The organism is Chitinophaga sp. YR573 (assembly GCF_900110995.1).
GTDB lineage: Bacteria > Bacteroidota > Bacteroidia > Chitinophagales > Chitinophagaceae > Chitinophaga.
The window spans coordinates 129,388-141,102 of record NZ_FOJF01000001.1 but is presented as its reverse complement, the minus strand read 5'-3'; the positions used below and the strand labels follow the sequence as shown (position 1 = coordinate 141,102).

The following is an 11,715-nucleotide window of genomic DNA, read 5'->3' as shown; positions in this document are numbered from 1 at the left end:
GCGGATGATGTAGCGCAGGTCCTCATTTGAAGGTGATTGCTTCAGCAGCTGTTCCCAGGCTTCATTGCGCTTATCAGTGTATTCGATGATGTAGCGCAGGTCCTCATTTGAAGGTGATTGCTTCAGCAGCTGTTCCCAGGCTTCATTGCGCTTATCAGTGTATTCGATGATGTAGCGCAGGTCCTCATTTGAAGGTGATTGCTTCAGCAGCTGTTCCCCGGCTTCATTGCGCTTATCAGTGTATTCGATGATGTAGCGCAGGTCCTCATTTGAAGGTGATTGCTTCAGCAGCTGTTCCCCGGCTTCATTGCGCTTATCAGTGAAGCGGATGATGTAGCGCAGGTCCTCATTTGAAGGTGATTGCTTCAGCAGCTGTTCCCCGGCTTCATTGCGCTTATCAGTGAAGCGGATGATGTAGCGCAGGTCCGAGTTTGATTTGCCTTGTAAATTTTCCATTTTAAAATATGTTAGAGGTTGATAATTGATTTTTAATATCAGGCCCAATACTTTTTGCATCGAGCCTGATATGGATTTCCCAATAGTTACTTTTCATTATTTAATATTTCCTATTGTTTCATCGGGTTCGTCTCCGATGGCATGCGGTATATCGCATGGTTGAAGTTCTCTGTACTTCATTTTTTAGATTGAGAAGTGATAACTGCATTTCTCCCTTTTATCGGCGCGATCCGTTTACCGCGTGCAGTGTTTAAATCCGGTGTCTGTTTCTCATTTGGATATGACCGTCCTCTTTTAAAACAACTTGTGGAGGAAGCCGGAATCGAACCAGCGTCAAGGCTTACGTTCCTCTACATTAGCCACTCATGTTATTCCCCCGGTGCGCCGGCAGACCTTCCGGCTATAATACTCAACTTTGAAAAGGGTATTAATCTCAAAAGTCTCGTGGCCTGTACTAACTTATTTCATATAATTGTCAGCTTAGTGCTGTTCTCCTCAGAAGAATAACCAGCTCCTGAAAAGGAGCCGGTGTTATCCCAAAATTCCACGTTATGAAAAACTGATACAAAAAGTTTGGCCGGGTTATTCATATCTGGACGCCTTTTTTACACTCCGCGTACCGGCCACCTGTTTCAATAAAATGATTGCCACGCCACACTTCAATCCCTTCGCGATCTCATACAAAGGCTGGCAATCAATATTTTTAATTCAAAGAACTTCTGTAGTGAGACAGCAGGTGGATACCTGCTGTATGCTTTCTTTAACCTATATCTCTATTGTATAATCAAACCCCAATCTTATATTACTTTCTGAAGTGCCGTAGCAAAAATGGAGCGATCAACAACGTGACAAACAACAATAAGCCAATGACACGGAGTGCAGCGTCGTCTCTGTTCTTGATGCGCACCTTCTCCTGTATGTACTCTCTCTTCATAATGAATTATCTTGCAACGTGATTTGAATATTGATTCGGCTATTTCCGGATTATATCCTCCTGGAAAGATTTCAGAGAAATCTTGACTCAATTCAGGAATAAATTCAATTATAGCTTTCCTGTATTTTGTCAGTTCCTCAACCAGGTTACGGGCCTCTTCCTTTGTATGATAATAGTATTCTACTACGCTCTTACCCCTCGTTGCCCTAATAACCCCTTTCATGACATTTCATGAGCGATTTCGGAGAGCATTTCCTCAATGCTAACCCTACGATTATGAAACAAAATATTAGGCTCATTTGAATCTGCTTTTGAACGTGATTCAATTGCTTCAGCTTTAGTCTGTAACATCAATGTGATGAACAATCCTGCTGATAATACCAATGCACTCGCCAAATAAATCATAGCATACAATTTTTCAGATAAATAAATCATTCTGATCACTCATTTCAATCCACCGGTGACGCTTCCGGATTCTCTTCTTCAATGCCTTCCAACCTTCTGTTACATAGAACATAATAGCAAACCATATCACAACCAGAGTAAACAATATCAGCTCATAGATGAACTTCCAAGGAACAAAGATTGCTATCAGGACCACTACTGATATTCCTCCGATCAAAAGCCAGAGAAGATCCAGTAGATTATTAATGATATGTGCCATGATCATGAGATTGAAAGTTTATCCCAGGCGATGGGATCAAAGCCCGGTTATGGAAGCTTATTTATCGAAACGTTCTTCGGAAGTATCATAATCACAAACCATGCGATGGCGATAATCCATGCGGGAATTAATATGTAGAACATCACAATGATTTTATAAGGTGTGAATTGAATATTTTAATCCGCTCCATGCATTCAGTATGAACATTGAAGAACTCCATCTTATCCACTTCTACCATTCTATCAATATTATATAGAGTGTCTGGAGTGCAAATAACGATGTTGGTATAATCCTGTTGTAAGGAAACCGTTACTGCTGTTTTCTCATTAATTATTGCCACATACCTAAAGGAAAGCAAAGAGTCTTTATAATAAGAAGGAATTGCTACCTCCCGTGTAAAGACCGTTTCTGCCCTTTCAGTCTGAGTTAATATGATAGTGTTTGACATAACGCGTGAATTGTGTCAATTAAGGATTGACATGCCTTATAGATCGTGATAGTTAGTTGACACCAGGCAATGACCATCAGGGCGCCGGAAAATACGAGCAACACTGCGCAGCCTAGCCATGGAACAATTCCCCGGATCACTTTCCGTAGTTAATGAAGTGACGAATCAGCCCCCCCCTGGTAAGTGTGAGTATTGCTAGTCCAATAACCACCGGTGCCATGGCTACCATATAATTCGGAATCCCAGGTACGTAGGTCTGTGTCAGAAAAGTGGATATCGTGTTCATCGTGAAGTGTATAAAGAAGGTGAAAGAATAAGACTACCAATACCAGTTATTACCCTCAATAACATGAGACTCTTCGAGTGCCGGATTATAGAAGGCAACTCTTTCCTTCTCAGGAAGAGCAATAACTTCCTGAGAAGCGCGCAACCTGGACCAGCCAAATATGTGCTTCTTTGTAAGAAGGCGAACAAATTGTCCGCACACAATTGCTTGTGTATAGCCTCTGTTTTCTTCAAATACAATAGCATTTGAAACAAAAGAAGGTGATGTAGAGACAATGTTTGACATAACTGAATATTGAATAGTTATTAATTATTTGGCAAAAAGATTCTACCCTGAAACTTCAGCGAAGTTTTCAGCATGTGCCTTTGCTTTAATTTTTAGAGACTTATTTTTCTTTCTTAGAAGTGTACTTGTATTTACCAGTAATTGCCCGAATCCGGATATCAGAAATTATATCCTCCTGCTTCTTCCTCCTTAGGTTCCTGGCCGGTGGAGCAGAAATAAACTCCTCCACCTTACCAAGGGCCTTCTCGACAGTCTTCCGGAGTGTCAATAACTCTATCCTTAATTCAGATAATTCCTGCTGTGTCATTCTGCACGATTTTATCACCTAAAAATGTGCGTATCTTATTCGCTATATCCACTTGTAAATTCTTACCAGCAATAGCATTGTAAATCGTATGCCTACTTACATTAGCCGCAATTGCAGCAGAAATCATAGTACCGTGTCCAGTTACCTTCGTTTTCAACCTCCGCCTTTCACCTGGTGTCAACTTTACCTTTAATTCTGCTATATTTGCGTTAGACATTTGTTTATCCTTTTGTTGATACAAATCTAACACAGATTTTCTGATAAAAACACATAAAACACAGATTTTCTGATAATTTAGAAATTATTCAATCCATGTTACATTTTGTTAAATGAAACTTAAAGAACAGTACAAAGAACTTGTTAAAACCATTAAAAGTAGATCTAAGGAGGGTGGCATAAGATTGCGAAATGAGGATATAGCTAAAAGGATGGGGTATAATTCTAACTACTTCTCGACTTTAACTGGAGAAAGCGGCACCGTTACACAACAACATATAGATGTACTTAAAACATATTTTCAAGATGAACTTGCAGGCATAATTAAACCTGCTAGTTCAGGAGATCCAGTTAATAGAGAAAGGGCTATAATTAAGATGTTGTATCAGCGTTTGGCAAAGTCTGAGTCTGAACGGTTGGGGATTCCAATTGAGAAGGTAATGGACGAAATGGATCGCGATACCATGATAGCATGGCGAGATCTGGAATCTGAGGATAAGGGGAAACATTAACTAGCTGCTTTTTCTTGCTTCTCTTTTTCATGTCGTGGTGTTTGCTGCAATAATATAGCGTTGTTACGCAGTGTTACTACGTAGTGCGCATAAAGGTTTGAAAATAAATTGATAGTGTTTGGAAGGACCTGCATAGGGTGGCTTACAACAAACATATTCCCCAAAGGATTGTAATACAATAGTATTAAAATACAGTTAAATTTTTGTTAAGCGTTTGTTATTTACTTTATTTTTATTAATCGAATATTTGTAATAAATAATATTAAAATAAAATACATTAACACCAAAACGTATGAAGAACTTATTAATTCCACTATTCCTTTTTTATAGTTTCATGTCTTATGCTCAATCATTTTTTGTATCCGGCAAGGATACTCGCAGTAATGAGCATGTAGAACAAAAAATAAAGTTTGAAGGGTACAAAATTGCTGTTGATTCGTTAAAATCTGATTATACAGTACAACTTCTGATTGATGGAGAATATAATGTAGTAAGTTTCAAAAGGTCATATCAAGGATATATCAGGATAATTAATTCAAATACCGGTCTGGAAGTTGGACGCACAAAGATTATTAAAAGGAATCCTGCAGTATTTAACGGTTATAATGCCTCATACGATATATTCAGCATCATTTCGAAAAGATATTTAGCACAAGAGCTTAAAAAGTGTATCACTATTCATTCTTAATTACTTTCCATTAGTTGTAATACTCCAATCTATGAATAAATTATTTATTGCTTTTTTGCTATTTATTCCAGTTTTATCATTTTGTCAGACAAGCTCTATCAAGGGCAATGTATTCTGGAAGTATAATGATTTTTTAGGCAATCGGCCAGATGGTGGCTGTGACATTTACCTATACCAGGTTGATGGTAAGTTCAGTCAAAAAACGGTTTGTGATGTAAATGGAGATTTTGTTTATGAAGGCTTAGAAAAAGGAAAATACGTTCTTATGACAATATCAAAAACAGTAAAGAAAAACTGTTACGATAATTTGATGATGTCCCTGCTTTATAAAGATTATTTAGAGAAGGTTGAATTATATGATTACAAAGGATTGGAAGAATCCATTAAAGAATTTAAAGAAAAAAATGTGGCTTATGAACAGGAATTACTAATATCTAACAATAGCGATGGTTCAAAGATGTCTAAAAAAGATATAAGGAAACTAAGTTCTAAAATTGATGGAGATAAGAAAAATTTAGATAAGATGGCCATAGACTTATTTGGGAAATTGATTACAAATAGCTTTGCCACAAAGCTAAAAATTACTAATGGTTATTTAGAAAATTATCCCGTAATATCAGAATATTCTGGGATTGATATTGAGATAGTAAAGGTGGAAGAAGGAAAAACGATCAATATAGTAGTGGATTATGGTAATACTTATATGTAATGAAAGCCTGTTAGAAAAGCCAGGTAGCTTAAAAAGCTCTTCGAAATAGTCAAACAAAAGGTCAAACATTTTAATTAATTCGAACTATTTATTATTTATTTGACGCACTGGAAAGTTCTTATAAATCAATTGATTAACTATATCAGGAGATCTGGACATTGTTCCGGGGGTTCGAATCCCTCTTTCTCCGCAAGTTAAAGGCCTTCAAATCGAAAGATTTGAAGGCCTTTTTAGTCACATTGAGTTTCACTTGGAATTCCCCTTTTCTCTGATCCAAACAAGCACTCTCCAATTTCACAGCACTAAATCGTAATCAAGTGAATATCTCGGATTAATGTCAAAACGCTAGGTAATTTTATCCTTATATATAGTCTTAAAAAATTATTTTGATGGAGCAACTAGTCAGTTCCCTTGTTGCGGGACCAACTTTATTACTGGCATTTTTAATCTTTGCAAATCTTAATAAGGTAAATAGCAGGGTTAATCGATGGTTTGGCTCCTTCATCTTATGTGTTTTCCTTATTCAGTTTAATGATCTATTGGAAAAAACTGAGTTTTTGAAAACGAGAATGCCCATAAATGATTTTCTGGGTATAACGGATTTAATTGTAGCCCCGGTTTTTTATTTTAGTGTGGCTCATTTTGTCAAACCCGACAGAAAATGGCGCGTAAGAGATAATTTTCATTTTGTATTTGCTTTTATAATATTAGTCTTACTCTTGCTATCACTATTGATTGAGGCAAAACAACCACTTACAGATACTGATAAAAAAAATGCCGTTGTAGTCATTACTGTTTTTAACGTAGTTTTTTGTTTTCAGGTTATTTCTTATGGTATTATGTCCTATAGGAAAATCACCGCCTATCAAAAGAATTTGGTTCTCTATACTTCAAATATGGATGCTATCAACTTGAAATGGTTAAAGCAAGTGGTGGTTTGTGTATTGATCATAACTGGTCTTTGGTTACCTGATATTTTTTTTAAACTAGCAAAAAACAATATCTTTTTTGACAATTTCGCTAGTCTGATTTATCTCGGCGCGATTTTTTTTATTGCCTATTTCTCTTTAAAACAAAAAGAAGTTTTTCAGCTTAATAAACAGGAAAAGAAAGAAATTGAAGCCATTGTAATTGAAAATGCCAATTTGGAAGGACCCCGAAAAAAACTGATCTCTGATGATGAATTGAAAGAAATGAAATCCATGTTAATTCAAGTAATGGAGGATAAAAAGCCTTTTTTGGATGCTGAATTGAGCCTATTTAAACTGGCTTCCCAATTGGATATTTCATCTCATCTGCTTTCTTACATCATAAATAACGGCTGTAATGAAAATTTTTATCAATTTATTAATAGGTATCGGGTAGAAGAAGCAAAAAGAATGATTCGGGATCCTAACATGGAACATTTAAGTTTGATGGGAATTGCTTTTGAAGTTGGTTTCAATTCCAAAACAGTCTTCAACACTACTTTCAAGAAAATTACCAATCAGACTCCATCTGAATTTAAAAAAGCCATTCGCCCCCCGGAGTAACCGTTGTTATTATGTTTTGATTCTTTGAAAATAGGTTCGGATTCATAAATCAGAACTTTAGGATGCTAAGTAATGCTGATGTTTGTCTTGAATTTACTTAAAATCCTAAAAAAGTAATAATGAGCTGTAAAAAAATACCAGAAAGTTTAAATCTGAACAAAGCCAGTATAATTAGACTATTATACCTTTTAATAATTACTATTTCGGCTGTCTCTCTCGTCTCCTGCCATAAAAAAGTTGATACTCTTGAATACCCAGGAACTTCAGTAGAACTGGGAACTCATAAATTGATGACGTACACGGTATCAAAGCAATCAAAATACTTAGTTGTTTTTGAATCAGGTCTTGGGAACGATCATACGGCCTGGTACAGCACCGGAAAATCCACAGAGATTCTATCCATATCTACTTTTTTAAACGCTGATGTTCTGCTATATGATAGAGCTGGTTATGGAAAATCAGGATTTAACACTGAACCCAGGGATATCAATAAATTAACAAGTGAGCTTGGAACAGTGGTGGATAAATTTGCAAACGGCAGAAAAGTATTACTTGTTGGACATTCATTAGGAGGCTTTATTATTAGAGATTATGCTATAAAGAATCCTAAAAAAGTTGCGGGTTTACTATTTGTTGATACTTCTCATGAAAAGTACGGTTGTCCTTCGCAAGGCCTGATAGATTCCTCTTATAATGCTTTTAAAACTGCTTATGGTGCATATTCAGGTATAGCTTCAGAAACCCTGCAATTAATTGAGGATTTTAAATACATGGAGGGATTACCTAATTTGCCTGACGTTCCGGTTATTGCAATAACAAGTATGAAAATTGATGCAAATCACGATGCAACAGATATGCAATTACGTTACGAGTCTATAGAATCCCTTAAGGTTGGATTGACGGACTTTACGCATATTACTACAGTAAATTCCGGACATTATATTCAACTTGAGGAGCCTGAACTTGTTTTAGGCAATATCAAGCTATTGTTGTCAAAATTTCCTTAAGAGAAACTATTGAAATCAAATCCTTTTTTTAAAACTAAGGCATATCTACTCTTGTATCTCAGGTGTTTCAATATCAGACCAAAGCCCCCCTGAGATGTATATGAAATTCGATGGCTATCTGGCTTATACCAGTTTTTAATTTTATTACACCAATAAAAGTTTGAGTTTTAGATAAATCATCTATAAACTGGTTCGAAACTTGTCCCCTACAGCCCGCTAAAGAACTGAGAAGTTTTGCAAAATATTAAAGGTCTTCAGATGTGGAATCTGGAGGCCTTTAATATTTTGCATGAGATCGAGATTCGGTACTACTGTGCAATATAGCCACCATCAATAGCAAGCTCAGATCCGGTAATTTAAGGAGTATAGCTATTTTTTAATCAACCAGTTTTCTACCGCTCTGGAAAAATCGGCTACATCAATAGGGTGTCTGCTGGTAACCAAATTGCCATCAGTAACTACCGGTTGTTCTAACACAGTAGCGCCGGCATTTTTCAGGTCACTTTGTATATTCCAGTAGCCGGTAAGTTTTTTCCCTTTGATGATATCTGCAGACGCCAATACAACAGGTGCATGACAAATAGCTGCTATTAGTTTCCCGGATCTGTTAAATTCCTGAACAAATCTGATCACATCTTTATCAGCCCGAAGGTTATCCGGATTCCAGGCGCCGCCGGGAATAAATACGGCATCATAGTCAGCGACTTGAATCTGGTCAGCCGTACGATCAAATTTTATCCAACCTACGGGCTGCAGGTATTGTATTGCCATGACGTGTTTTTTTGACATTTCCGGATAAGCAAGCCCGTATCGTTCGGGAGCCGGGTTGTACTTAGGCGCCACTATATCAACGGTTGCTCCCAACTCTCTGAAATACCATACCGGCCCTGTTAATTCAATTTCCTCGAAACCGTCTGCCACAAGCACCGCTATCTTCTTGCCTTTCAATGCCGAACTGTTTTTTACCGGGGTAAAGAAGAATGCTCTTAATGCTTCGTTGCCTGGTGCATTTAATAATTTTGATACAGGCATGTTTACAACTGCCGATTGTGTTGATAATTGATTGATAATTTCCAGTTCGTTTACGTTTACTGTATTCATATGTTCAGTTTTTACTTTTACCTGCGCTTTTGCACTTGTCGTGAGTATAGTCAGTATACCTGCTACAATAACATGATTAAATGGTTTCATTCTTTAAATTTTATAGTTAATGATTGCCTTTGAATGTGCCTGATGCTATTGACGAATAAGTGGAGCAAATTCAATAAGGTTATGAAGCCCATTCTGAAACGGTTGCTTTTTGATACTTGAATTGAGGTAATCGATCACCGGTCGAATGGGCGGGAAATTAAGGTGGTATTGAAAAGCCGCATTACTTCTGAATTTTTCATACGTTACAAACTGTGTATCGTCTTCTTCCAATTCTGACAGTTGATAAGTAATGACGCCGGGTTCACTTCTGAATTGTGGCATTGCTACATGATAAACATCTTTAAAGCGCTGCTGTGTTCCTGCTTTTGCATCTACAAACAGCATAATGGTAAGCTGACTGTCTGCTATATTAGCTGTTTTACGCCATTGTTGTTTTGAAAGGGTTTCCAGGTCTTTTATAGAGATACTTTTTATCGGCGTCTGCAAAGCCATTTCTGCTAAACGACTCACCGCCTGTGATTGGGTATTACTTTTTGCTTTCAACCATTCTTCAATACTCACCCACCGTTCTGTTATCCAAAGTATGGAAGGATTTTCCCTTTCATAATACGCTTCTGCCATAATATTGCTTTCAATATCGATAGCATACGATACGTAATCCCTAATTGCTTTTTTGAATTGGTCCTGGTATTCGGGTTTTACTTCATAACGGGTAAGCCTGGCCACAGCCTGTTGCTGTTGTAATGCTGACAATACGGCTTCTCCAACAGCCTTTGCCGATTGCGGGTTCTGGCCTGTAACCACGCGTTGGTCCGTTACAACATGTGATTGCCAAAGACCTGATTTTTCAAATATGGCTCCCCGCTCCATTAATTTCGATTCCAGCAGGAAGGGAACAACCTTGTCAAGTTTAACAGCCACTTCTTCTTCGTTGGTAAAGGCATTTATTTTTTTACCGTCAACCAGGTATCGGCCATTGGAAAGCCTGATATTGACAAGTCCTGCCGGACCATGACAAACGGCACTTACTATGCCACCGTTCTCATAGATCTTTGCAGCAATAGCAGCTAACGCTGTATTGTCTGCAAAATCCCACATAGCACCATGGCCACCGGCATAGTGAATGGCAACATATTGCACAGGATTGATTTCAGAGGGTTTTCGTGTTTTTTCAATTCTCTCCTTGTAAACAGCATCGTTCCAGAATTTTTTATTGGCAGCATCACCCAGGTTGAGACCATCCACAGGTGCTTCTCCTCCCTGGGGACTAACAAAATCAATGTCATATCCCGCATTCGTAAGCACCTCCCAGGGATGGGCCACTTCTGATAAATAGAATCCTGTTCCTTCACCAGTATTCCCTTTTTTATCATGACTGGTTACTACAAATAGAATTTTCTTTTTCATCTTACTTACATTTTGTGCCTTTGTATATGAAGTGCTTATCAGAAGAACTGTTATCAATACAAGTACACTGTTAATGTCAGATAGCCATGCATTTGCCCTCATTTCATTTTTGTTTTAATGTGCATGAAGAAATTGCCAATTCAAAATTAGCTGAGTATATATTCTTGGGGAAGTAAGCAGATCACTAATAAAGTGTGATTTGAATCACGGCCAATGATGTGAAGCATTGGCCGTACCCGTTGTTATTTTGCTATACTGAGCAATAGCTTTGACACTTCATGGGGTTGGGACAGAAATGGCGAGTGACTGGTATTTACTGTAAGAACGGTGGTAATGTGTGCTGCAGCTATCATGTTGTCCTGCAGGGTTGGTGAAATAACAATATCCTTCAGCGTTTTGATATATACTTTTTTAACAGCGCCAAAAGCAGCATCGGTCAACGTAACCTTATTGGAAAGCGGAATGGCTGGCTCTGCACGATAATTGTCAATTACCTGTTGTTTAACAGCGGGCGTACCATCATTGATAAAAAGCCAGGTAAGACTATCGGCCTTTACATCGAGCGTCAACTGGTCGGAAGAGGAAATTAATGAGGCGCCCAGTTTAGAACCAGGATCAGTGGCTGTCAGATCAGCCAACGTTTGTCCCGATGCTGGCAGAAAAGCACCAATGTAAACCAGTTGGCTGATTTTGGAAGGGATCTTCTCTGCCACCGCAGTGATTACCATGCCACCCATGCTGTGTCCAACCAGAATAACTTTTTCATTTACTGTAGCAATGGCTTCCATCACTTTATCCCGGTAAACATCCAGACTCAGGGTGTGCGGTGGCGTTTTGTCGCTGCCATGCCCAGGAAGTTCAACAACAATTACTTTGTTGCCTTTATTTACCAGGTCAGTACGTACTGCATCCCAAACGTATGGTGCCTGCCATGCCCCATGTACCAGTACATATGTCCTGGGGGTGCCGATAGCATTATCTTCATTTTTTTTGCAGTACGCAAGTGTGGAGATCGCGAATACTGTTGTCAGCAGCAGGGAGATTGTTTCTTTCATTGTTTATTTTTTTGTTTGTGTTTATATATGGGGCAATGAGAATGAGGGTAATAATAA

At 38.0% G+C, this 11,715-nt stretch carries 15 protein-coding genes and 1 tRNA gene; 5 read left to right on the top strand and 11 right to left on the bottom strand.

All coding sequences use genetic code 11. From position 1 onward, the window contains the following. The 8 genes from BMW86_RS00555 to BMW86_RS00520 form a co-directional block, all read right to left on the bottom strand. Window positions 1–456: hypothetical protein (locus BMW86_RS00555; protein ID WP_218149084.1), on the bottom strand; the 456-nt coding region annotated here is incomplete at its 3' end. Window positions 457–763: 307 nt separating this feature from the next. Then, window positions 764–834, bottom strand: a tRNA-OTHER gene (locus BMW86_RS32675). A gap of 974 nt (window positions 835–1,808) precedes the next feature. Then, window positions 1,809–2,054 (bottom strand): hypothetical protein, encoded by a 246-nt coding sequence (locus tag BMW86_RS00540; protein WP_143056442.1) that lies wholly within the window; start codon window positions 2,052–2,054, stop codon window positions 1,809–1,811. A 142-nt stretch (window positions 2,055–2,196) separates the two neighbouring features. Then, a complete protein-coding gene (locus BMW86_RS00535) occupies window positions 2,197–2,502 on the bottom strand; it encodes a hypothetical protein (protein WP_089777924.1) in 306 nt (101 codons plus the stop codon). Between the two features lie 136 nt (window positions 2,503–2,638). Then, complete coding sequence (locus BMW86_RS32670; RefSeq protein WP_177189116.1) at window positions 2,639–2,788, bottom strand: hypothetical protein; 150 nt, start codon at window positions 2,786–2,788, stop codon at window positions 2,639–2,641. A 33-nt stretch (window positions 2,789–2,821) separates the two neighbouring features. Then, window positions 2,822–3,073, bottom strand: a complete 252-nt coding sequence (locus BMW86_RS00530) for a hypothetical protein (RefSeq protein WP_089777923.1) — start codon at window positions 3,071–3,073, stop codon at window positions 2,822–2,824. 100 nt (window positions 3,074–3,173) lie between these two features. Beyond that, window positions 3,174–3,380 (bottom strand): hypothetical protein, encoded by a 207-nt coding sequence (locus BMW86_RS00525; RefSeq protein WP_089777921.1) that lies wholly within the window; start codon window positions 3,378–3,380, stop codon window positions 3,174–3,176. Next, window positions 3,358–3,597: a hypothetical protein gene (locus BMW86_RS00520; protein WP_089777919.1), complete on the bottom strand. Its 240-nt coding sequence runs from the start codon at window positions 3,595–3,597 to the stop codon at window positions 3,358–3,360. Before BMW86_RS00520 ends, BMW86_RS00525 begins: the two co-directional genes overlap by 23 nt. Before the next feature lie 112 nt (window positions 3,598–3,709). Between BMW86_RS00520 and BMW86_RS00515 the strand changes: the two genes are divergently transcribed. The 5 genes from BMW86_RS00515 (at window position 3,710) to BMW86_RS00495 (ending at window position 8,044) form a co-directional block, all read left to right on the top strand. Continuing rightward, complete coding sequence (locus BMW86_RS00515; RefSeq protein ID WP_089777917.1) at window positions 3,710–4,108, top strand: hypothetical protein; 399 nt, start codon at window positions 3,710–3,712, stop codon at window positions 4,106–4,108. A 292-nt stretch (window positions 4,109–4,400) separates the two neighbouring features. Next, window positions 4,401–4,796, top strand: coding sequence for a hypothetical protein (locus BMW86_RS00510; protein WP_143056441.1), 396 nt, complete (start codon window positions 4,401–4,403; stop codon window positions 4,794–4,796). A 31-nt stretch (window positions 4,797–4,827) separates the two neighbouring features. Then, window positions 4,828–5,505, top strand: coding sequence for a hypothetical protein (locus tag BMW86_RS00505; RefSeq protein WP_089777913.1), 678 nt, complete (start codon window positions 4,828–4,830; stop codon window positions 5,503–5,505). A 389-nt stretch (window positions 5,506–5,894) separates the two neighbouring features. After that, entirely contained in the window at window positions 5,895–7,037 is a 1,143-nt protein-coding gene (locus tag BMW86_RS00500) for a helix-turn-helix domain-containing protein (protein WP_089777911.1), read from the top strand. 119 nt (window positions 7,038–7,156) lie between these two features. Continuing rightward, on the top strand, window positions 7,157–8,044 hold the full coding sequence (locus BMW86_RS00495; protein ID WP_089777909.1) for an alpha/beta fold hydrolase: 888 nt from the start codon (window positions 7,157–7,159) through the stop codon (window positions 8,042–8,044). A gap of 369 nt (window positions 8,045–8,413) precedes the next feature. Here BMW86_RS00495 and BMW86_RS00490 read toward each other — a convergent pair whose 3' ends face one another. From BMW86_RS00490 to BMW86_RS00480, 3 genes are all read right to left on the bottom strand, one after another. Beyond that, entirely contained in the window at window positions 8,414–9,235 is an 822-nt protein-coding gene (locus tag BMW86_RS00490; RefSeq protein ID WP_218149083.1) for a DJ-1/PfpI/YhbO family deglycase/protease, read from the bottom strand. 45 nt (window positions 9,236–9,280) lie between these two features. Then, complete coding sequence (locus tag BMW86_RS00485; RefSeq protein ID WP_218149082.1) at window positions 9,281–10,603, bottom strand: antibiotic biosynthesis monooxygenase; 1,323 nt, start codon at window positions 10,601–10,603, stop codon at window positions 9,281–9,283. A 242-nt stretch (window positions 10,604–10,845) separates the two neighbouring features. Beyond that, the gene (locus BMW86_RS00480; RefSeq protein WP_089777905.1) at window positions 10,846–11,658 is read right to left on the bottom strand and encodes an alpha/beta fold hydrolase; all 813 of its coding nucleotides are present in this window, start codon (window positions 11,656–11,658) and stop codon (window positions 10,846–10,848) included. Between the last annotated feature and the right edge of the window lie 57 nt (window positions 11,659–11,715).